A 21,180-nucleotide genomic window follows, 5' to 3' on the forward strand; every position below is an offset into this window, starting at 1 on the left:
AATGCTGATCATCGGTCCCCCCGGTTCCGGCAAGGGAACCCAGGCCGCGCGGATCTCCGAGCGGCTCGGGGTCGTGGCCATCTCGACGGGCGACATCTTCCGCGACAACGTGCGGCGCGAGACGCCCCTCGGCGTCGAGGCGAAGAAGTTCATGGACGCCGGCGACTTCGTCCCGGACACCGTCACGAACAGCATGGTGCGTGACCGGCTGGCCGCCGACGACGTCCAGGAGGGCTTCCTCCTCGACGGCTACCCGCGCACTGCCTCCCAGGTCGCGGAGCTGGATGACATCCTGCGCGAGCACGACCTGGCGCTCGACGTCGTGCTCCAGCTCACCGCCGACGACGAGGAACTCGTGAAGCGCCTGCTCGGCCGGGCACAGCTGGACGGCCGGTCGGACGACAACGAGCAGGTCATCCGCCACCGGCTCGGCCTGTACCACACCCAGACCGCGGCGGTCGTGGCGCGATACGACGAGCGCGGCATCGTCACCCGGGTGGACGGCATCGGGACCATCGACGAGGTCACCGAGCGCGTCATGACAGCCCTCAAAGTCGCAAGCTAGGACGCCCCCGATGTTCCGCCAGCCCAAGGTCGAGTACAAGACCACCGAGCAGATGCTCGTCATGCGCGACGCCGGGCGGGTCCTCGCGAAGGCGCTCGACCGGACGGTCGCTGCCGCGGCCGTCGGAGTGACCACCGGCCAGCTGAACACGGTGTTCGAGGAGGTCCTCCGCGAGGAGGGCGCGACGTCGAACTTCCTCGGGTACCACGGATTCCCCGCGAGCATCTGCACGTCGGTCAACGCGGAGGTGGTTCACGGCATCCCCGGGGACTACGCCCTGCGGGACGGGGACATCCTGTCCATCGACGGCGGCGCCGTCATCCGTGGGTGGCATTCGGACTCCGCCCGCACCGTCATCGTGGGAACGCCCCGTCCTGAGGACGTGCGCCTCTCCGAGGTGACGGAGGAGGCGCTGTGGCGGGGGATCGCTGCCCTCGCGTCCGCACGCTTCGTCGGGGACATCGGCGCGGCGATCGACGACTATGTGACGTCCGTGCCCGGACCTGCACTCGGCATCCTCGAGGACTACGTGGGACACGGCATCGGCACGCAGATGCACCAGGCGCCGGACGTCCTGAACTACCGCAGCGCCAATCGGGGTCCGAAGGTCCGCCCGGGACTGTGCCTGGCCATCGAACCCATGCTCGTCCAGGGCGGTCTGGAGACCGCGGTGCTGGACGACGACTGGACCGTCGTCACGACCGACGGCAAGCGCGCCTGCCAGTGGGAGCACAGTGTGGCCGTCCACGACGGCGGCATCTGGGTCCTCACGGCAGCGGACGGGGGAGCGTCCCGGCTCGCGCCGCTCGGTGTGACGCCGGCGCCCCTCGGCGACTGACCGCAACGCATCGCCCTCAGCAGCACCGACGGCCGTCCTGACTGACGAAGGCCCCGCGCACTCGTGCGGGGCCTTCGGGCGTCCCGTGCCCGGAGTGGTCCCGTAGCGATTTAACTATCGCGGAGCGGTAGCGTATCGTTGTCTGTTGGTTGTCTCTGCTTTTCATGCCCAATGGGCTGTGAAGACCTGCCCTGCAGCGGAGCTCCGGCTCCCGCAGGGTCTGACAATCAAAACCCCAAACCAGCCCGCCGTGCAAGTGGTGGGCACAGACGTTAGCGGAGGATATGGCCAAGAAAGACGGTGTCATTGAGATTGAAGGCACTGTGAACGAGGCGCTGCCCAACGCGATGTTCCGCGTTGAGTTGGCCAACGGTCACATTGTTCTCGCCCACATCTCGGGAAAGATGCGCCAGCACTACATTCGAATCCTTCCTGAGGACCGGGTCGTAGTGGAACTCAGCCCGTACGACCTCACCCGGGGTCGTATTGTCTACCGCTACAAATAAGAATCAACTCGAAGGAAAACCATGAAGGTCAACCCGAGCGTGAAGCGGATCTGCGAGAAGTGCCAGGTGGTTCGCCGCAAGGGCAACGTTCTCGTCATCTGCGAGAACCCGCGCCACAAGCAGCGCCAGGGCTAAGAACCTCTCCCGAGGCTCTTCCCCACGCGTAGAAGTACATTTCACGGCAGAACGGCACCCCTCACGGGGTGCACACCCCCGGCTCGGAGGCCGGGGACCGGAACACTCGTTCCGCGGTCGTTCTGCTCCACACCTCCGGTAACACCAAAGGAGCACCGCCACTATGGCACGTCTCGCTGGCGTAGACATCCCCCGCGAAAAGCGGGTAGTCATTGCGCTTACCTATATCTACGGCGTGGGCAAGACCCGTGCAGAGAAGACGATCGTGGACACGGGGATCTCCCCGAACACGCGCGTCAAGGACCTCTCCGACATCGAGCTGGTCCAGCTCCGCGATTACATCGAAGGCAACTTCAAGGTCGAGGGCGACCTCCGCCGCGAGGTTGCAGCCGACATCCGCCGCAAGGTCGAGATCGGCAGCTACGAAGGCATCCGGCACCGCCGCGGCCTTCCCGTACGTGGACAGCGTACGAAGACGAACGCACGTACCCGCAAGGGTCCCAAGCGTACGGTCGCAGGCAAGAAGAAGGTCGGACGCTAACCCCTAGCCCTCATGGCTGGTCCGATCACATGCTTTACCCAATACCTTCGTAGGAGAAGTAATGCCCCCCAAGACTCGTGGAGCGGTGCGCAAGCCGCGTCGCAAGGATAAGAAGAACATCACCCTCGGCCAGGCGCACATCAAGAGCACCTTCAACAACACCATCGTGTCCATCACGGACCCCAGTGGAGCAGTCATCTCCTGGGCCTCCGCTGGTGAAGTCGGCTTCAAGGGCTCACGCAAGTCCACGCCGTTCGCGGCGCAGATGGCCGCCGAGGCCGCGGCCAAGCGTGCCCAGGAGCATGGCGTCAAGAAGGTCGACGTCTTCGTGAAGGGTCCGGGATCGGGACGCGAGACCGCGATCCGCTCGCTGCAGGCCACCGGCCTCGAGGTCGGGTCCATCTCGGACGTCACCCCGAGCGCGCACAACGGCTGCCGTCCGCCGAAGCGCCGCCGCGTCTAACCAGCTTCCCGGTCACCGTGCCGCCTTGCAGGAACCCAGGTTCCGGCAGGGCGGTTCGGTGCCGTTCCAGTAGCTATCGAGCCGGCTGGCCAGCAGTCCCGCCCATTTGGAAGCGTCATATAGCGGATGCTTCCCGAAAGGAAATGTAAGTGCTTATTGCACAGCGCCCCACCCTGACTGAAGAAGTAGTCGCCGACAACCGCTCGCGGTTCGTCATCGAGCCGCTCGAGCCCGGCTTCGGCTACACGCTCGGCAACTCGCTCCGCCGTACGCTCCTGTCCTCGATCCCCGGTGCCGCCGTCACCAGCATCCGCATCGACGGCGTCCTGCACGAATTCACCACGGTTCCCGGGGTGAAGGAGGACGTCACCGAGATCATCCTGAACATCAAGAACCTCGCCGTCTCCTCGGAGCACGACGAGCCTGTCGTCGCCTACCTGCGCAAGCAGGGACCCGGCGTCGTCACCGCGGCTGACATCGCGCCCCCGGCCGGTGTCGAGTTCCACAACCCGGACCTGCACATCGCGACCCTCAACTCGAAGGGCAAGTTCGAGCTGGAACTGACCATCGAGCGTGGCCGCGGCTACGTCTCGGCGTCGCAGAACAAGTCCGGCGACTCGGAGATCGGCCGCATCCCGGTCGACTCCATCTACTCGCCGGTCCTCAAGGTGACCTTCCGCGTGGAAGCCACCCGTGTGGAGCAGCGCACCGACTTTGACAAGCTGATCGTCGATGTCGAGACGAAGGACGCCATCGCCCCGCGCGACGCCGTCGCCTCCGCCGGCACCACCCTGGTGGAGCTGTTCGGTCTCGCCCGCGAGCTGAACACCGCCGCCGAGGGCATCGAGATCGGCCCGTCGCCGACGGACGCAGCACTCGCTGCGGACATGGCACTGCCGATCGAGGACCTCGAACTGACGGTCCGCTCGTACAACTGCCTCAAGCGCGAGGGCATCCACTCCGTGGGTGAACTCGTTGCACGCTCCGAGGCCGATCTCATGGACATCCGCAACTTCGGTGCGAAGTCCATCGACGAGGTCAAGGCGAAGCTCGTGGAGCTCGGTCTGTCCCTGAAGGATTCCCCTCCAGGGTTCGACCTTGCCGCCCGCGCCGCAGCCATCGAAGAGGACGACGCCCCCTTCGGCGACGAAGAGGTCTAACACGCTATCCGTCCGTCCCATCGCCCTCGGGCGGCGGGACGGACACCTAATGAGGAGAAAGAATCATGCCCACACCTACAAAGGGCCCACGCCTCGGTGGCGGTCCGGCGCACGAACGCCTGATGCTCGCCAACCTGGCCGCCTCACTGTTCGAGCACAAGCGGATCACCACCACGGTGACCAAGGCCAAGCGCCTTCGCCCCTACGCCGAGCGTCTCATCACGTTCGCGAAGAAGGGCGACCTCGCATCGCGTCGCCGCGTCCTCGGCGTCATCAGCAGCAAGAGCATCGTCCACGAGCTGTTCACGGACATCGCACCTGCCGTCGCCAACCGCGAGGGTGGCTACACCCGCATCACGAAGATCGGCAACCGCAAGGGCGACAACGCCCCCATGGCCGTCATCGAACTCGTGCTGGAGCCCCTGTCGGCCAAGCAGTCCGTGATCGCCGAGGCCGAGCAGGCCAAGGCTCCCGCCGCTGCAGCAGTACCCGTCGCAGGCTCGGTCGACTCACCCGAGTCCGCTGACTCCGTTGATTCGTTCGACTCCGTCGATTCGCCCGAGTCCGCCGACTCCGTCGATTCGGCCGAGTCCGCCGAGTCCGCCGAATCGGCAGCGTCCGCCGACGAGGTCGCCGCCGAGGACACCACGATCGATGCCGAAGCCGGCACCGACGAGGTCGTCGTCGTCGAAAGCGCCGTGGAGGACGAGAAGAAGTAATTCTTCCCGCCTGACGCACGCCATGACAACGCAGAAGCCCGTTGTCCCCTCGAGGGACGGCGGGCTTCTGCGTGTCCGGCTCGATCTCGCCTACGACGGCTCCCTGTTCTCCGGCTGGGCCCTCCAGCCGGGGCTCACGACCGTCCAGGGGGTGCTCGAGGACGCCCTCTTCACGCTCCTGCGCCGGCAGGCCCGCCTCACCGTGGGCGGGCGCACCGACGCCGGAGTCCACGCCCGGGGCCAAGTGGCCCACGTGGACCTCACGCAGGGCGAGTGGGAGTCGATGGCGCGCGGCCGGGAGATCGACCCGTCCGAGGCCTTCCTGCGGCGCCTCACCGGCACGATCAACCGCGTGCTCACCGATGGCATCACCGGGCGCGGCCGCTCCGTGCGGAACTCGGTGCCCGCCGTCGTCGTCCGGTCGGCCACCCTGGCGCCTGACGGTTTCGACGCACGGTTCTCGGCGCTCTGGCGCCGCTACAGCTACGCCATCGCGGACGCGGCCACCGGGCAGGATCCACTGCGCCGCCACACCACGCTCTGGTATCCCGGGTCCCTCGACGTCGCGCTGCTCAACGAGGGAGCCGCCCACCTCCTTGGGATGCAGGACTTCGCTGCGTTCTGCAAGCCCCGCGAGGGCGCCACCACGATCCGCGAGTTGCAGCGCTACGAGTTCGTGCGAGGGCACGACGGCGTCATCACGGCGACCGTGCAGGCGGACGCGTTCTGCCACAACATGGTGCGCGCGCTGATCGGCTCCACACTGCGCGTCGGATCCGGCGAGATGCCTCCCGTGTGGCTGGGGGAGAGGCTGGCCGCTCGGCTGAAGGACGCCCGGTCCATCCTGGCTGCGCCGCACCCACTCGTACTGGAGGAGATCGCCTACCCGGGAGGCGACGAGCTCGGGGAGCGGGCCGGGCTCACTCGTGCGCGGCGGAACGCCGGACACCTTGTCGCTCGGCCTGCCCCATCTGCCGACTCGTCGGTCGACCCGGGCACCTAGCCTGACCCCGCGGCCTCATCCGCCCACTCCGCCGGGCTCAGGTCGCTACGCTTCATGACCGCGTTCCTGGGCCGGGCGGCACACCCTGGTCGTTCCTCGACTCCGGCCACATCCCGGGACGGCCATCCGTGCGGGAGTTCCACGCGGCCTGCTGTCTCCACTGCCGCTCCCAGCGCGCCTTCCTGCGCGCCCGGCGGAAGATCGCCACCGTCTCGCGGGCCGAAACCAGCGTCCCGGCGGCGAAGAGCAGACCGAAGACGAGGCTGATCAGGAACATCGACAGGGCCACACCGACCGAATAATCCACCACGTGATCATTCCTACGAGCCGGAATAACCACCTCAGCCGGCGGGTCCACTATTCCGGTCAACCAGCCGAAGGATTCCACCGTGTAACCGAGGGTCATCCAGCTGAGCACCACGCCCCCCAGCACGAGTGCCGCATGGATGAAGCCTTTGCCCAACCGGTCCTCCGTGGACGTCGGTTCCTTGAAAATCCTCATTGTCCCCCTCATTTCGGATATTGCTGCGCCGCCCTGAACTCGGGGCCCGCCCGTCATTGTATTGGCACGTGGGGAGAGAATGTCCAAGCTTCGACACCCCCGATCGTAAGCTCCTTATAAAGAGAATTCACGAGAACCCCTAACAATGGGATCGTCGTATGTGAGATCGGGCTACGCCATCGAAGCGACCGGCCTCAACTGAGCAGGACGAAGCTCGCGAACGCAGCGAGCAGCATCCCGGGACCGAACGGGAAGGTGGAGTCGCGCGAGCCGCGGCGGAACAGCAGCACCACCAGCCCGGCCAGGCCCCCGAGCAGGAACCCGCCCAGCAGTGTTCCCATCCACGCCGTATAGCCGGCCCAGCCCCCGAACAGGCCGAGGACGGCGGCGAGCTTCACGTCACCCATGCCCATGCCCGCGGGGTTGATGAGGGCAAGGATGAGGTAGACCGCGAATAGCCCCGCCGCACCCGCCGCGGCAGCGAGCAGACCACTCCAGCGGCCGCCCGCTGCCGCCGCGAGGAGCAGCAGGGGGAGGGTCAGTGCAGTGAAACGAAGGAGGACGGCGTTCGGTAGGAGCTTCGAGCGGGCGTCGATGATGCCGAGGAGGACGCCGAAGGCCGCGAGGCACGCCACGAGTGGGAGCGTCCACCAGTCGGCGGTGACGGCGCTGCCTATGCCCGCGAGGACGGCTGCGAGCAGCACGAGCGGCAACCGCGCGCGATCCGGCAGGACAGTCCGCGGATCGCGCCCGGCAAGGCCGAACAGCGCGTAGGCCAGCGCCGCGGTGGCCAGGGCGGTGATCAGGACGGCGATCACCTAGATGGAGTCCTCGAGGGTGTCGTGCGGCGACCGGCTCACGTCCCCGTCCACGGGCAGCGTCACCGTGAACCGGCTTCCCTTGCCGGGGGAACTGGTGCAGCGGATCGTGCCTCCGTGGCTCTCGACGATGGACTTGGTGATGGCCAGACCGAGCCCGGCGCCTTCGATGTCCGCACGGCGCGCTGCGGGCGTCCGGTAGAAGCGGGAGAAGACCTGGCGGGCCTCCTGCTCGGTCATGCCCATGCCGCGGTCGTCGACGTGGAGGCTGATCTCCGCCTCGGTCTCCTCCGCGCGGACGATGACGAGTCCGCCCTCGGGTGAGTACTTGATGGCGTTGGACAGCAGGTTGTCGAGGACCTGGGAGATCCGCAGTGGATCGATGAGCGTCCAGAGCGGGCTCAGGGCGTCGGTCCGGAGCCGCACACCGTTCTTCTGCGCGCGGAGCCGGTTCGAGCGGACGCTCATCTCGATCACGGCCGAGAGATCCACGGGCCGCGGGTGCACCCTCACGCGGTCACCCGCGGTGGAGAGCAGATCCGCGACCAGATGGAGCACGCGTTCGGCGTTGCGGCTTGCGACGTCGACGTATCCGGCCAGATGCGCCGGCAGCGAGTGGTCGTCCTCGAGGACGAGTTCGAGGTAGCCCAGGACCGAGGTCAGCGGGGCGTGGAACTCGTGCGAGATGTTGGAGATGAAGGTGTCCTTGGCGGTCACCGCCTCGACGAGCTCGGTGACGTCACTGCAGGCGATCAGGGCACCGGTGATGCCGCCGTCAGTGTCCTTGATGGGGCGGGCCGCCGTCGACAGTGCGCGCTGCGCGTCGCCGTCGCCGACCCACACCAGTTCGTCCGCGAACGTCTCGCCCGTGAGGGCGCGATGCACGGGCCGCCGATCCGGAGGCAGCGGTGTGACGCGGTCCGGACCGAAGAAGTGGGTGTCCGGGCCTTCGCCGTTATGGCCGGCCGCGAGCCGGTTGAACAGCTCCTGCTGGCGGTTGGTCAGCGTGGTGTTGCCGTGGGCGTCGACGGCGGTGAGGCCGACGTCGACCGTGTTGAGAATCGCGGTCAGCACTTGCTCGCGGTCGATGGCGGCCTTCAGGAGGTCCTTCAGTTCGCGGTCCTTTCGCTCGATCTCTGCGTCACGGGCATCGGCACCGGCGCTCAGGTAGTGGATGGTGATGCCGATGCACAGCATCACGAGGGGCAGCAGCAGGGCGCCCACGTGCGAGTCGAGCTGCGTCGTATCGAAGGAACCGAAGAGTGGCCACGCGGTGATGAGCAGCGATCCCCCCACCGTGCAGGCAAGGGCCGCCCAAATGGGCAGCAGGGACCGCACGAGCCAGAGGACGGGAAAGAGGGCGAGGACCCCAAGTCCCGGCTGGATGTCCGTCGCACCCGTCCGGAGCAGGGCGATCGCGACGAAGTCGAGGAGCGGGATGGCAAGGACCATGCCGCGCGGCAGTTCGTTCCAGGGGACGACGACGGAGAAGGCCAGCAGGACCAGGGTCAGCCAGAAGCCGAGCTCGAACGTCGGGTTGGACATCAGGCCCGGTCGCAGGAGCGGCCCTGTGGCGCCGATGATAACGACGATCAGGGCGAGGGGTACCTGGCAAAGCACTACCGAACGGTCGAGTGCGAACCGAGCGACCGGAGAAGGTAACCGCGCCGCCCCGAGACTCTCAGGCACGGACTATCCAAGGACAGCTGAAACCCCGCATACGAACAACTTCCCAACGCTGAGACCAACGTACTCAGTTCCATTATGTGACTAAAGTGGCGTTTTGCACCCAATGGGAGAGAAATGCGGCAAAGCGACAGGCAGAATGGGGACCATGACGACTGAAGAACGCCTTGGCGCAGGCCGGGCAGGGACGATGTGAGCGATCCGGGAGTGGCCGTCGTCATCGAGGACGACGCCGATGTGCGGAACCTGGTCGGTGCCGTGCTCCGGCAGTCGGGCTTCGACGTCATGGTGGCGCCGAACGGGAAGGAAGGCGTCGAACTGGTGCGGGCGCACGATGCCGCAGTGGTGACGCTCGACGTCGGACTGCCCGATATCGACGGATACGAGGTGCTGCGGCGCATCCGCGGCTTCAGCAACTGCTACGTGGTGATGCTGACCTCGCGGGGCGACGAGCTGGACACGCTCACGGCGCTGCAGTCCGGGGCCGACGACTACCTGACGAAGCCGTTCCGGCCACGCGAACTGCGCGCGCGGATCGCGGCGATGCTGCGGCGGCCGCGAGCAGTACCGGAGGTGGTGGCTGCAGCTCCTGCGCCACCGGCCCGGTCCGCTGAATGGGGACCGTCCGCCGCGCCGGCTCCGGCCGAGCCTTCGCCGGTGATCGAACACAACGGACTGGCGCTGAACGCCTCGGCGCGCACCGTCATGGTTGACGGACGCGAATTGCTGCTGACGCGCAGCGAGTTCGATCTGCTCAACGAGATGCTCAGGAGCAACGGCGCGGTGAGGACGAAGGCCGACCTGGTGCGGGTTGTCCGTGGGGACTACTACGGCGAGGACACCTACATCAGCGATTCCGACGAGCGGGCGATCGAGGTGCACATCGGCAACCTCCGGCGGAAGCTCGACGAGGATCCGAAGAACCCGCGCTGGTTGCAGACCGTGCGCGGGGTCGGCTACCGGTTGACCCCAGGGCGAGCCTGACCCACCTTCCCTAGGAAGGGTTGAGATAGCGGATTTCGAGCTCCCCGATGGTGTCCAGCCCACACTGCTCGATGGCGGGGAGCGCGCGGCGGGCAGTGGCGAGATCCGCGGAGGAAACGGCCGTCCCGAAGCTCGCGGTGAGTGCCGACAGCCGCTCGGCTCCGACCATCACGGAGGAATTGCGGAGGCTCAGTGCGGCCTCGAAGGCCGCAGGCAGATCCTCGTCGTGGACCGATTGCGTGAGCCGGAGATAGCGGTTACCGAAGCCCGTGATGTAGTCGCGGGCGAAGGCTCTGGCAGGCTGGACGTCGTTCAACTGCCCTTCAAGCTCTGAGAGGACGGCGAGGTCCACGAGCGGGAGGACCGTTGTCGCAGCGTTGTGGATCATCACGTCAGGCTACGACCGTGCCCTGACGATTCGCCGGGAACCGGCTGATGCTGAGGTAGAACTGTGCAATTGCTTCCCTGCTTTCCGGGCTTGTCGCTATTCGCGCTTTTAGTCCGTAGCGGTCATTCATTGGCCGGCAAAGGTCTCCATGACGTTGAGCACAGCCGGGCCGAGGATCACGATGAACAGCACCGGGAAGATGAACAGCAGGAGCGGGAAGAGCACCGCGACGGGAAGTTTCATCGCCTTCTCCTCCGCCCGCTGGCGACGCTTGACGCGCATGACCTTGGCCTGGGTCCGCAGGACGCCCGATAGGGCGATGCCGTAGGCGTCCGCCTGCACGATGGCCTTCACGAAGCTGCGCAGTTCGGGGATGGTGCTCCGGTCCGCCATGGCGAGGTAGGCCTCACGCCGGCTGCGACCCACCTGCATATCCTGAAGCGTCCGCACGAGCTCGTCCGCCAAAGGCCCCTTTCCGGTTTCACCCGCGCGCTGCATGGCGCTTTCGAATCCTAGGCCAGCCTCCACGGAGATCAGCATTTGGTCCAGGGTGTTGGCCAGTTCCAGGGCCATGGCCTTCTGGCGCTCCTGCCCCTTGCTGTAGAGGAGGAGATCCGGCACGAAGTAGCCGAGGATCGTGATGAAGATTGCGAGCAGCACGAACAGCTTGCTGGGATTCGATTGCACGAGGAGCAGCCCGGCCAGCCCACCGGCGAGGCCGAGCAGGGGCTTGGCGGTGAGGACCTTGGCCAGCGGCATCGAGGCCGGTCGGCCGGCGAGGGCCAGGAGGTGGTCGAGTTTCGCGATGTAGGCATGGGGGGTGAGGCGATGACCGAGTTGGAGCAGCGGATTGGGGCCGTCCGCCGTGGCGCTCGCCGATCCGACTCCCCGGTTGAGGTTCTGCTGCACCGTACGCCGGATCTTCCCGTCGGAGGTCAGCAGAGACCACGTGAAGTACCCGATGGGCACCGAGGTGAGCAGGAGTGAAGCGAGCAGGGTGGGGTTCATGGCGGGGTCCTCAGAACTTCAGGTCGATGATCTTGCGCAGCCACAGCCCGCCGATGGCCATCATGACGGCGGCGGCTCCCAGCATTACCCAGCCCAGCGGTTCGGTGAACAGCGGGTCGACGTAGCCAGGGCTGACCACGGTGAGCATGAGCGCAATCGCGAAGGGCAGCGCCCCCAGGATGTAGGCCGAGAACTTGCCTTCCGCGGCGAGGGCGCGGATGTGACCCTTGATCTCGGTGCGCTCGCGGATGGTGTGTCCCACCTGGTCGAGCACGTCGGCGAGGTCCCCTCCTACTTCGCGGTTGATTTGGATGGCCTGGGCGATCCAGGCGAAGTCCTCGTTCTGCATGCGCTCGGAGGTGTCCAGGAGGGAGGCGAGGAGGTCCTTGCCGAGGCTCGTCTCGGCGACGATCCGGCGCATCTCCTCCGAGGTCGGGCTGTCGGCTTCGGTCGCCGCGGCGTCGATCGCGCGCAGGATGCTGTGGCCCGCCCGCAGGCCCCCGGTGAGCAGCTGCAGCGTGTCGCCGAGCTGCGAGTCGAAACGACGGCGCCGTCGACCCGTCCGGAAGGACACGACCAGGTGCGCGACGGCGGGGGAGAGCAGGAACAGGAGGACGCCGACGACGGGCGCGAGCAGCACCCAGCCCAGGAGGAGTCCGGTGATGCCGCCGAGGACCACGAGCAGGTAAACCTCGGCCTGGGTGATCCGAATGCCCGCCGTCTCGAGGACGTTCTGGTCGAGGAAGCGCATCGGATGCCGGCGCAGGTACGCGTCCATTGCACGGCCAGCGGCTCCCGCGAAGCGCGACAGCTGGGAGTCCTGCTGCTCGACGGGCGGCCGACGCCGGTCCAGCGGCACGGGTGACTGGGCCGGCCGGAGCGCGACGAGCGCCAGGACGATTGTGCCGATCACCAGGGCGACGCCGCCGACGAGGAGAAGAGTCATGCGTCTACCTCCCGCGCGCGGGTACTGATCCGAAGACGGCGGGGGACACCGTGATGCCCATGTCCTCGAAGCGCTCCATGAACCGCGGCCGGATGCCGGTCGGCACGGGTTTGCCGAGGAAGCGGCCCTTCTGGTCCACTCCGGCCGAGTAGTCGAAGACGAAGGCATCCTGCAGGGTGACGACGTCGCCCTCCATGCCCTGCACCTCGGTCACGTGCGTGATGCGCCGGCTCCCATCGCGGAGGCGCGAGATCTGCACAACGAGGTTGACGGCGGAGGCCAACTGTTCGCGGATGGCACGCAGCGGCAGGTCCATGCCCGCCATGAGCACGAGCGTCTCGAGGCGGGCGACGGCATCGCGGGGCGAGTTGGCGTGCACGGTGGACAGTGAACCATCGTGGCCCGTGTTCATAGCCTGCAGCATGTCGAGGGATTCACCGCCGCGTACCTCACCGATCACGATGCGGTCGGGGCGCATGCGGAGAGAGTTGCGGACGAGGTCGCGGATGCTCACGGCACCCTTCCCCTCGGTGTTCGGCGGGCGGCTCTCGAGGCGCACCACGTGCTGCTGCTGGATCTGGAGTTCGACGGCGTCCTCGATGGTGACGATACGGTCGTCCTCGGGCAGGAAGGAGGAGAGCACGTTGAGCAGCGTGGTCTTCCCGGTGCCGGTACCGCCCGAGACGATGATGTTCAGCTTCGCCTTCACGCAGGCGTCGAGCAGTTCCGCCATCTCCGGGGTGAGCGTTCCGAAGTCGATGAGGTTCTGGACGGTCAGGGGGACCTTGCTGAACTTGCGGATGGTCAACGACGAGCCATTGACCGCGAGCGGGGGGATGACGGCGTTGACGCGGGAGCCGTCCTCGAGGCGGGCATCGACGAAGGGGGAGGACTCGTCGATGCGGCGACCGACCTTGGACACGATGCGCTCGATGACGCGACGCAGGTGCTCCTCCGAGCTGAACCGCGAGTCGCTGAGTGTCAGCTTGCCCTTCTGCTCCACGTAGATCTGGTCCATCCGGTTCACCATGATTTCGGTGACCGATGCGTCATCGAGGAGGCGCTGGAGCGGGCCGAACCCGAGGACGTCGTCTGCCACGTCCTGGATGAGGCGGCGCCGTTCGTCCCGGCTGAGCGGTACCTGCTCGGCGTCGATGATCTGGCTGAGTTCCTCGCGGGCGATGGCTTTGAGGTCATCCTCGGTGATCGAGGTGTCACTCGCGCGCGTGCCCATGCGCTCGAAGAGGGCCGAGGCGGCACGCTGCTTGAGCCCTGCGAAGACGTCCACCTTCGCGGTCCCGGGCTTCTCGGACGCCACGCGCACGACGGCGGGCGTGAGGGCGTGAGTCGCCGGGCGTGGTGCGTCGGGCGGGGCGTCAGCAGATTTCGGTTCGACGGCGGCCGGCGCGGGGGAGGGATTCGCCGCCTGGATTCGGGCCGAAAGCTTCATCGGACCACCACGCGACGGTGGATCTTGCGCTGTGACTTGGCGCGCCACTCGTGGTCGAACCGCTGCACGAGCTCGGTGAGGCTCTTCGTCGCAGGGTCGCGCACCTTGTCCTGGAGCAGGGGGACACCGCGATTCGTCGCAAGGGTGATAGCACGCGAGCGGGGGATGGACACGTCGACCGGCGCGCCGAGGGTCGCCTCGATGTCCTGCACCGAGAGGCCGGTCTTGGTGTCCGCGAAGTTCAGGACGACGTGCCTGGTCTCCGGGAGGAGGCTGAGCTGGTTCAGCACGTCGAGTCCCGTCCGCAGGCCGCGGACGCTGGGCACGTCCATGCCGGTGACCCAGACGGCGTCCGTGCACTGCTCGAGGGCGGCGAGGCTCGGTTCGGTGAGCCCCGGGCCGGTGTCCACGACGACGTAGCGGAACTCGAGTGCGAGTTGCTGGATCAGGCGGGTCACCTGCTCGGAGGAGATTCGGTCGGCGTCGGCCGGGTTGCGGGGGCCGCACAGTGCGTAGATGCCGGACGGGTGCGCCGTCAGGAAGGCCTTGAGCACCATCGAGTCCTGGATGGCGGCGCCAGAGACGGCATCGAGCACCGAGTACTCGGGGTTCAGGTACAGCCCCGTGCCCACGTCGCCGAACTGGAGGTCCAGGTCCACGATGACCACGTTCATCGGGGCGAGCTTCCCCAGCCCGACGGCCAGATTGGTGGCGATGGTGGTCTTCCCGACGCCGCCCTTGGGGGAGAAGACGCCGATGACGAGTCCGTCCTCCTGCTCGTGGGGCATCTCGTGGCCGGAGCGGTGGCGCGAGGCGAACGCCTGGCAGGCGCGCTCGAGCTGTGCGCGGATGCTCGCGACGTCTGCCAGCGGCGTGAGGATGTCCCGGACGCCGGCGCGCATGGCCTGCAGCGCGATCTCGGGATGGTCCTCATGCACCAGCACCACGCTCACCTCGGGGAACTTCACGTCCACGATGATGGCGAGGCGGAGGGCGTCCTCGAGGGCGATGCCGGGCCCGAAGATCAGCACCTCCGGCCGTTCCGTCGCCAGCTGGTCGAGGACGGCGTCCGTGTCGCCGGACAGGACAGTCGCCGGCAGGCTTTTCACGTGACCTTGCAGACCGCCGGCGACCGCGAGGCGCACCTTCTGCTCGAAGTCCGAGCTGGGCGTGATCAGGACGAATCTGCTCATCGGTACAGTTCCTTGTTCTGGATGATCGGGGAGTCGCCCTCGACAGTGGCGGTCGTTTCCTTGCTCAGCCACAGGGTGGCGTTCTGGTTCGCGTGCACGATCCGCGTCGCCTGGTCGGTGTCGACGGCGACGGTCAGCATGAGGGAGCCGCTCGGCAATGCCTCGGCTTCGGCGCGAGCTTGCACCTCGGGGTCGGCGGCCGGGTCGACGGCGACGGCGGTGGGGGCGCGCTGCACGGAGGTGACGAGGATCTTGTGGAGGGCGAGTTTCGTCGTGGAGACGTCCGGTTCCTCCTCGAGTCCGCCCGTCTCCAGGGATATGAACATCCCGATGGTGTCACCGGGGGCGATCTTGCCCCCGACCGCCCGGTCAGGCTCGATGGTGAAGGACACTTCCTGCAGACCCTCGGGCACGTCGACGCTGCCGGTCACCGCGGCGTCGTCGGGGTCGACGAGGCGCTCGGCGATCAGTTGCTCGCCCGGCATGAGTTCCACCGCGGTAATTTTGCCGGCCGAGGATTCGAGGTCCCTGAGGGCGGACTCGCCCACGGCTGTGGCCGGCAAACTCTTGGTCGTCAGGAACGGCATGAGCTCCTCGGCGGGCGTGCCCGCGGGAACCACTGTTGCTACGACGAGCACGTCGACCGGCTCGAGGCCCTCGACAGCACGGGCTTCTGCGCCCTGCGCGTAGCCGTAGAGCATCATCGCCCCGATGAGAGCGAGAACGACGGCGGCGACGCCGGCCAGGAGACGGGATTTCATGGTGCTACTTTCTGGCTGTGTTTAGAGCACGGGGCGGACGATGGTGACCCCGCCGCTGGTGACAGGTCCTAGCGTGTAACCGTCGGCGAGTGACACGTACTTGACGAAGGTGCCGATGATGCCGCGGCAGCTTCCGCTGCAGGTCTTGGTGACCGATCCCTGCGTCACCGAAGGGTTGAACGTCATCGGGAGATTGTTGTTACCGGAAAAAGCCCACCCCTTTACGTCATAGGCCGCGAAGTAGAGGAGGTGGTACTGGCCCCCGCTTCCGGTGCCGGTCACCTGATCGAAAACCGGAAGCAGGAGCGTGACAGGCTTGCCGGCGTTGAGGTCCGCGGCCCACCCGTTGAGGATGGAGTCGCAATTGGTGGGCCCATTGTTGCCCGTGTCGCTGCCGCCCAGCTGCGTGGCGAGATCGATGAATGCGCCGCACTGACCTGCGGCCTGTGACAGCCAACCGAACCCGCCGGGAACGGTTGCCCCGGACGGACCGTAGTTGCAGTCGGGATTCGCGTTGTCACCGTGGGCCTGGAGCAGCTGCAGCGAGCCTCCCACTTGTCCCTGCACCTGGCAGATCGAGAAGGCGAGAGGAAAGGGCGCTGTGCCTTTTGTCGGACTACCCCAGATTGCGCTAGAGGTAGCAGTGACCTCGCTCGAGCTGATTCCCAGGACGTTGGCGAAGAGAAGCGACATCCGATTCGGTGTGCCACCTGCTTCCTGAGCGCCCGCGGTCACCGTCACCTTGCGTCCCCGAATGTCCAGGTCGATCTGCTTGACGTTGGTCCGAGTGTCGAGGGCGTTCTGATTCGCGAGGCTCGACGCAAGGGTCGAGGTGGTCGAGCACGTCGTGTCAGCCGGGTTCGCCGCACATTTCTGTGCGACGGCGTAGGCGGCCGCATCGGCACCGTTTTGGAGTTGGGCCTTCTCGGAGACGATCATGCCGATGTCGATGGCGAGCGCTGCGAAGCCGAGGAGAACCACCATGAGGAGGGCGACCAGGATGCTGACGGCACCCTGTTCACGGTCAGTCCGACCCGAAGCCCCCACTTGCCTCAGCCTCCGCATAGCATGACTCCCCTGCCGGTCATCGAAAAGGGCCCTGCAATGCCGGTAAGGGTGCTCAGCGAGTAGGTGATGGTCACGGTGGCGGTGCTTTCTGCAGGACACCGGTTCCCGGCGGTCGCTCCGGGAACCGAGATGGCGACGTTAGTAGCAGCGAGTGCTGGACGCAGCGTTCCTGCGGCCGCGACAGCGGAGTTCTTCGCTCGCGGTTCGTCCTTGGAGATCGCCATGACCCGAACACTTTCACGGGCTGCATTGGTAAGGATGACCTGCGCATTGAAAGCTCGTCCGAACTCCATGATGCCCAAAAGAAGCAGGATGAGGACAGGGAGGAGAAGCGCCATTTCGACAGCCGCCGCGCCGCGTTCGGACTTTGTCACCACGGCAAGATTCCTCCTGAAATGCGTTGGCCTAGCGAAATCGGCAAGCTGATCGCTAGGCCAACCGGGTGCCTCAGGCGCAGGAGGCAGGGGCTGTGGCGGTGGCCGGAGTGAATGCTCCGTTGGTGATTGCGCACTCTGCTTGTGTGAATGAATCTCGCAGCCCGCCACCGAGCAGCGTGACTGCAGCGATGATGACGACGGCGATGAGGGCGACCATGATGCCGTACTCGACGGCGGTGGCGCCGTCTTCCTTGCGGACCAGGCGGGGGAGGAGGTGCATGCGGGTGTCGGATACGAGGAACATGAGGGGACTCCTGAGGACGGTTCGAAGTGGCTGACCCAGCGTCAGCGCTTCCAGAAAGTTAGCAACGGGAATCCACAGGAAACCGGGTTTGACCTGATCCTGAGTGAACATTCACGAACCTGCGTCAGCTCTGCACGCGCCCTGCGCAGAACCTGCGTTCACGCTGCTCCCGGGCCCCGCCGACGCCGGCTCGGGTCCCTTTTGACCCGCCCCAGTACGGCAGGCTATCCTTGGGAGTCGTTGTGCGTGTCCCTTCTCGATACGTCTGCGCCTCACGGAGCGGTTCAGTTGCAGAACCACCTGGCCCGGGGGCGGAGCCGAGATTCACGGGATGACTGGTCGTATTTCAGCCCTCACCTGAAGTTCCGGTAACGCATGAATAAGCTGAGCCCGCGGATACGGACCCTTCCGTAGTCACGGGCGACACCGAAATAGAAACGAAGGCCATAACCGTGCGTACGTACACCCCGAAGCCAGGCGACATCAACCGCCAGTGGCACGTAATCGATGCAACCGACGTCGTCCTCGGCCGTCTTGCCAGCCAGACCGCAATCCTGCTCCGCGGAAAGCACAAGCCGACCTTCGCTCCCCACATGGACATGGGCGATTTCGTCATCATCATCAACGCTGAAAAGGTAGCCCTCACCGGCTCCAAGCTCGAGCAAAAGCGCGCCTACCGCCACTCGGGTTACCCGGGCGGCCTGAAGTCCACCACCTACGTGGAACTCCTGGACAAGAACCCGGAGCGCGCAGTCGAGAAGGCCATCCGTGGCATGCTGCCCAAGAACTCGCTCGCAGCACAGCAGATCGGCAAGCTGAAGGTCTACCGCGGCGCCGAGCACCCCCACGCCGCACAGCAGCCCAAGACATACGAAATCACTCAGGTCGCCCAGTAGTCCTGGCCACCAGTACTAAAAATCACTTCAAGGAGAACCGTGGCTGAGAACACTGAAGAGCTAAACGAACCGACCGAGGAGCTCACGAGCTATACCTCGGAGTCCACCGAAGGCGGCGGGACCGCCGTCAAGGAGCGTCCCGCGCTGACCGTCGGCGGCGGAGCCGTCGGACGCCGTAAGGAAGCTGTCGCCCGCGTGCGCCTCGTCCCCGGCACCGGCAAGTGGATCGTCAACGGGCGCGAGCTCGCCGACTACTTCCCGAACAAGCTGCACCAGCAGGAAGTCAATGACCCCTTCAAGCTCCTCGAGCTCGACGGCGCCTACGACGTCATCGCCCGCATCCACGGCGGCGGGCCCTCCGGCCAGGCCGGCGCACTCCGCCTCGGAGTCGCCCGCACGCTGAACGAGATCGACCGCGAGAACAACCGCCCCGCCCTCAAGAAGGCAGGCTTCCTGACTCGTGACGCCCGCGTCATCGAGCGCAAGAAGGCCGGTCTCAAGAAGGCACGCAAGGCGCCTCAGTACTCCAAGCGCTGATCCTTCACGGACACGCCAGATGCCCGTCCGGGCCTCCCGGACGGGCATCGTGCTTTAACCTGTTCGAGGACCCGCCCGAGCGGTTCCCTGTTCTGCACTTAGGATGATCACGATGAGCAAGTTATTCGGAACCGACGGCGTCCGCGGCCTGGCCAACGGCCTGATCACGGCGGAACTGTCCCTGCAGCTCGCCCAGGCCGCGGCCGTGGTCCTCGGCCACAACGCCGCGGACGGGCGCCGTCCCACCGCGGTCATCGCCCGCGATCCCCGCATCAGCGGTGAGTTCATCGCGGCCGCCGTCGAGGCCGGGCTCGCCAGTTCCGGCGTCGACGTCTACGACGCCGGCGTCCTGCCGACGCCGGCGGCGGCGTTCCTCGTGGCAGACCTCGGGGCCGACTTCGGCGTCATGATCTCCGCCTCCCACAACGCGGCTCCCGACAACGGCATCAAGTTCCTCGCCCGGGGCGGCAACAAGCTCAGCGATGCGCTCGAGGACGCCATCGAGGAGGAGATGGCGCGGCCGCGGCTCCGTCCCGTGGCCGGCGACGTCGGACGCATCCAGCGCTTCGCCGACGCCGAGGACCGCTACCTGGTCCACCTCCTCAGGACCCTCCCGCACCGCCTCGACGGGCTCAAGGTGGTCCTCGACTGCGCCCACGGCGCGGCGAGCGGCTGCTCGCCCGAGGTGTTCCGGGACGCCGGCGCGGACATCGTCGTCATCGGCGCGGATCCGGACGGCACCAACATCAACGACGGCTACGGCTCAACGCACCTCGAGAAGCTGCAGGCCGCCGTCCTCGAGCACGGCGCGAACCTCGGCATCGCCCACGACGGCGACGCCGACCGCTGCCTCGCCGTCGACCACGAGGGGACGATCGTGGACGGCGACCAGATCATGGCCGTCATGGCCCTCGCGATGAAGGACGCCGGGAAACTCAAGGACGACACCCTCGTGGCGACCGTGATGAGCAACCTCGGCCTCAAGATCGCCCTGCGCGACGCCGGCGTCACCATCAGGGAGACCGGCGTGGGAGACCGCTACGTGCTCGAGGAGATGCGCGACGGCGGGTACAGCCTCGGTGGCGAACAGTCCGGCCACGTCATCTTCGCCGAGTACGCCACCACGGGCGACGGCGTCCTCACGGGCCTCCAGCTGGCCTCCCGCATGGCCGGGACCGGCAAGAGCCTCAAGGAGCTCGCCGCCGTCATGACGAAACTGCCGCAGGTACTCATCAACGTCAAGGGCGTGGACCGCGCAGCCGTGAAGTCGGACGACGGCGTGCAGGCGGCCGTCCGCGAGGCCGAAGCCGTCCTCGGCGAGACCGGGCGCGTGCTGCTGCGGCCCTCGGGTACGGAGCCGGTGGTGCGGGTCATGGTCGAGGCCGCCGACCTCGCGACCGCCCAGCGCATCGCCGACGGACTCGCCGCGACGGTGCAGGAGCGGCTCTCCCTCGAACCCGTCGCGTGAGCCGGCGGACCGTCCAGCGGGGCGGCGGCGCCTCCAGCGGGTACGGGTAGGACCAGTCGGCCTGACCCCGGCGGCCCCGCCCGGCGTGGACCCGTAAGACTAGTCGCCGAGGCCGTGTCCCGTCCTCGGCACGACGACGAGCTGCGATTCGCCCGGCAGCTCGGCACCTTCAGGCGTCCGGAACGCGATCGGCAGTCCCCGCGCGGTCGGCCAATCGGTGCTGTCCGTGACCTGGACGTGCACGTGCGGCTGCGTGCTGTTCCCCGAATTGCCGCACTCACCGATCGGCTGGCCGTCCCGCACCCGGGTTCCCACGCGGACGCGCAACGATGATCGGCGCAGGTGGGCGACCAGCACGAACGGCCCGTCGGAGCCCAGGGCGATGACCACGTGGTTGCCGGCGATGGCACCCGGCCCGTGGCGGAGGCGCTGCGACTGCCCGGCCGCGTAGGGCAGCAGCGCCAGCTGGGACCGCCGCGCCACGTGGTCCTCCTCGCCGTCGTGGGCGGTGACGACGACGCCCTCCGCCGGGGCGAGCACCGGCGCGCCGAATCCGACGAAATCCTCCGCTCGCTCCGTGGCGACCAGGGCGCGCCACGTCCTCGGGGCGGGGCGGCCCCGTGCATCAACGGGGACGAGGTCGATCGCGTAGGTGGTGCCCATCAGGTGGGTCCCGTGGCTCGGGACGCGACGCGCAGGGCTGTTGCGGGCGCGGAAGTTCCCCTCGAGCGGGTAGCGCAGCAGCACCGGGCCGCCGTCTGGCGCAGGATCCGTCATGCGCTCCATTCTGATCCTCACGGCGGCAAGGCGCGAGGCCCGACGGCTGGAACACGCACGCAGGCGCAGAGGAAACCCTTCGAAGGG

General features: G+C 67.0%; 26 protein-coding genes. 13 read left to right on the forward strand and 13 right to left on the reverse strand.

Features of this window, described 5'->3' with window-relative positions; genetic code table 11:
• Position 1: 1 nt before the first annotated feature.
• The 9 genes from ACX80F_RS00420 (at position 2) to ACX80F_RS00460 (ending at position 5,930) form a co-directional block, all read left to right on the forward strand.
• Positions 2 to 565, forward strand: a complete 564-nt coding sequence (locus ACX80F_RS00420) for an adenylate kinase (RefSeq protein WP_459334933.1) — start codon at positions 2 to 4, stop codon at positions 563 to 565.
• Between the two features lie 10 nt (positions 566 to 575).
• Positions 576 to 1,403 (forward strand): type I methionyl aminopeptidase, encoded by an 828-nt coding sequence (map, locus tag ACX80F_RS00425; RefSeq protein WP_459334414.1) that lies wholly within the window; start codon positions 576 to 578, stop codon positions 1,401 to 1,403.
• A gap of 284 nt (positions 1,404 to 1,687) precedes the next feature.
• Positions 1,688 to 1,909, forward strand: coding sequence for a translation initiation factor IF-1 (gene infA, locus ACX80F_RS00430; protein ID WP_019481515.1), 222 nt, complete (start codon positions 1,688 to 1,690; stop codon positions 1,907 to 1,909).
• A gap of 21 nt (positions 1,910 to 1,930) precedes the next feature.
• Positions 1,931 to 2,044: a 50S ribosomal protein L36 gene (rpmJ, locus tag ACX80F_RS00435; protein WP_043440658.1), complete on the forward strand. Its 114-nt coding sequence runs from the start codon at positions 1,931 to 1,933 to the stop codon at positions 2,042 to 2,044.
• A gap of 163 nt (positions 2,045 to 2,207) precedes the next feature.
• A complete protein-coding gene (rpsM, locus tag ACX80F_RS00440; RefSeq protein ID WP_104166355.1) occupies positions 2,208 to 2,585 on the forward strand; it encodes a 30S ribosomal protein S13 in 378 nt (125 codons plus the stop codon).
• A gap of 61 nt (positions 2,586 to 2,646) precedes the next feature.
• Complete coding sequence (gene rpsK, locus ACX80F_RS00445) at positions 2,647 to 3,048, forward strand: 30S ribosomal protein S11 (protein WP_043440662.1); 402 nt, start codon at positions 2,647 to 2,649, stop codon at positions 3,046 to 3,048.
• Between the two features lie 149 nt (positions 3,049 to 3,197).
• Entirely contained in the window at positions 3,198 to 4,208 is a 1,011-nt protein-coding gene (locus tag ACX80F_RS00450) for a DNA-directed RNA polymerase subunit alpha (protein ID WP_043440664.1), read from the forward strand.
• Positions 4,209 to 4,273: 65 nt separating this feature from the next.
• Positions 4,274 to 4,927, forward strand: coding sequence for a 50S ribosomal protein L17 (rplQ, locus tag ACX80F_RS00455; RefSeq protein WP_459334415.1), 654 nt, complete (start codon positions 4,274 to 4,276; stop codon positions 4,925 to 4,927).
• A 22-nt stretch (positions 4,928 to 4,949) separates the two neighbouring features.
• Entirely contained in the window at positions 4,950 to 5,930 is a 981-nt protein-coding gene (locus tag ACX80F_RS00460) for a tRNA pseudouridine synthase A (RefSeq protein ID WP_459334416.1), read from the forward strand.
• Between the two features lie 52 nt (positions 5,931 to 5,982).
• Here ACX80F_RS00460 and ACX80F_RS00465 read toward each other — a convergent pair whose 3' ends face one another.
• From ACX80F_RS00465 to ACX80F_RS00475, 3 genes are all read right to left on the reverse strand, one after another.
• On the reverse strand, positions 5,983 to 6,432 hold the full coding sequence (locus ACX80F_RS00465; protein ID WP_459334417.1) for a hypothetical protein: 450 nt from the start codon (positions 6,430 to 6,432) through the stop codon (positions 5,983 to 5,985).
• A gap of 194 nt (positions 6,433 to 6,626) precedes the next feature.
• A complete protein-coding gene (locus ACX80F_RS00470; protein WP_459334418.1) occupies positions 6,627 to 7,250 on the reverse strand; it encodes a prepilin peptidase in 624 nt (207 codons plus the stop codon).
• Positions 7,251 to 8,870: an ATP-binding protein gene (locus ACX80F_RS00475; protein ID WP_459334419.1), complete on the reverse strand. Its 1,620-nt coding sequence runs from the start codon at positions 8,868 to 8,870 to the stop codon at positions 7,251 to 7,253. It abuts the gene before it with no gap.
• Between the two features lie 258 nt (positions 8,871 to 9,128).
• Here ACX80F_RS00475 and ACX80F_RS00480 point away from each other — a divergent pair, with 258 nt between their 5' ends.
• Positions 9,129 to 9,920, forward strand: coding sequence for a response regulator transcription factor (locus ACX80F_RS00480; protein WP_459334420.1), 792 nt, complete (start codon positions 9,129 to 9,131; stop codon positions 9,918 to 9,920).
• 10 nt (positions 9,921 to 9,930) lie between these two features.
• Here the strand turns inward: ACX80F_RS00480 and ACX80F_RS00485 are convergent, their stop codons facing one another.
• The 9 genes from ACX80F_RS00485 to ACX80F_RS00525 form a co-directional block, all read right to left on the reverse strand.
• The gene (locus ACX80F_RS00485) at positions 9,931 to 10,308 is read right to left on the reverse strand and encodes a hypothetical protein (protein ID WP_459334421.1); all 378 of its coding nucleotides are present in this window, start codon (positions 10,306 to 10,308) and stop codon (positions 9,931 to 9,933) included.
• A 126-nt stretch (positions 10,309 to 10,434) separates the two neighbouring features.
• A complete protein-coding gene (locus tag ACX80F_RS00490) occupies positions 10,435 to 11,316 on the reverse strand; it encodes a type II secretion system F family protein (RefSeq protein WP_459334422.1) in 882 nt (293 codons plus the stop codon).
• 10 nt (positions 11,317 to 11,326) lie between these two features.
• Positions 11,327 to 12,262 carry a type II secretion system F family protein gene (locus ACX80F_RS00495; protein WP_459334423.1) on the reverse strand — a complete coding sequence of 312 codons (936 nt, stop codon included), beginning with the start codon at positions 12,260 to 12,262 and terminating at the stop codon, positions 11,327 to 11,329.
• 4 nt (positions 12,263 to 12,266) lie between these two features.
• Positions 12,267 to 13,712, reverse strand: coding sequence for a CpaF family protein (locus tag ACX80F_RS00500; RefSeq protein WP_459334424.1), 1,446 nt, complete (start codon positions 13,710 to 13,712; stop codon positions 12,267 to 12,269).
• Positions 13,709 to 14,905: an AAA family ATPase gene (locus ACX80F_RS00505; RefSeq protein ID WP_459334425.1), complete on the reverse strand. Its 1,197-nt coding sequence runs from the start codon at positions 14,903 to 14,905 to the stop codon at positions 13,709 to 13,711. The genes ACX80F_RS00500 and ACX80F_RS00505 overlap by 4 nt, the downstream gene beginning before the upstream one ends.
• Positions 14,902 to 15,666, reverse strand: a complete 765-nt coding sequence (gene cpaB / locus ACX80F_RS00510) for a Flp pilus assembly protein CpaB (protein ID WP_459334426.1) — start codon at positions 15,664 to 15,666, stop codon at positions 14,902 to 14,904. The genes ACX80F_RS00505 and cpaB overlap by 4 nt, the downstream gene beginning before the upstream one ends.
• 21 nt (positions 15,667 to 15,687) lie before the next feature.
• Positions 15,688 to 16,713: a pilus assembly protein TadG-related protein gene (locus ACX80F_RS00515; RefSeq protein ID WP_459334427.1), complete on the reverse strand. Its 1,026-nt coding sequence runs from the start codon at positions 16,711 to 16,713 to the stop codon at positions 15,688 to 15,690.
• 5 nt (positions 16,714 to 16,718) lie between these two features.
• The gene (locus ACX80F_RS00520) at positions 16,719 to 17,111 is read right to left on the reverse strand and encodes a TadE/TadG family type IV pilus assembly protein (RefSeq protein WP_459334428.1); all 393 of its coding nucleotides are present in this window, start codon (positions 17,109 to 17,111) and stop codon (positions 16,719 to 16,721) included.
• Between the two features lie 70 nt (positions 17,112 to 17,181).
• Positions 17,182 to 17,415 (reverse strand): Flp family type IVb pilin, encoded by a 234-nt coding sequence (locus ACX80F_RS00525; RefSeq protein ID WP_459334429.1) that lies wholly within the window; start codon positions 17,413 to 17,415, stop codon positions 17,182 to 17,184.
• A gap of 452 nt (positions 17,416 to 17,867) precedes the next feature.
• Between ACX80F_RS00525 and rplM the strand changes: the two genes are divergently transcribed.
• From rplM to glmM, 3 genes are all read left to right on the forward strand, one after another.
• On the forward strand, positions 17,868 to 18,311 hold the full coding sequence (rplM, locus tag ACX80F_RS00530) for a 50S ribosomal protein L13 (protein ID WP_043440690.1): 444 nt from the start codon (positions 17,868 to 17,870) through the stop codon (positions 18,309 to 18,311).
• A 39-nt stretch (positions 18,312 to 18,350) separates the two neighbouring features.
• The gene (rpsI, locus tag ACX80F_RS00535) at positions 18,351 to 18,848 is read left to right on the forward strand and encodes a 30S ribosomal protein S9 (protein ID WP_459334430.1); all 498 of its coding nucleotides are present in this window, start codon (positions 18,351 to 18,353) and stop codon (positions 18,846 to 18,848) included.
• A 112-nt stretch (positions 18,849 to 18,960) separates the two neighbouring features.
• Positions 18,961 to 20,316, forward strand: coding sequence for a phosphoglucosamine mutase (gene glmM / locus ACX80F_RS00540; protein WP_459334431.1), 1,356 nt, complete (start codon positions 18,961 to 18,963; stop codon positions 20,314 to 20,316).
• Between the two features lie 99 nt (positions 20,317 to 20,415).
• Here the strand turns inward: glmM and ACX80F_RS00545 are convergent, their stop codons facing one another.
• Entirely contained in the window at positions 20,416 to 21,093 is a 678-nt protein-coding gene (locus ACX80F_RS00545) for a M23 family metallopeptidase (RefSeq protein ID WP_459334432.1), read from the reverse strand.
• Positions 21,094 to 21,180 lie beyond the last annotated feature (87 nt).

The organism is Arthrobacter sp. TMS2-4 (assembly GCF_054511075.1).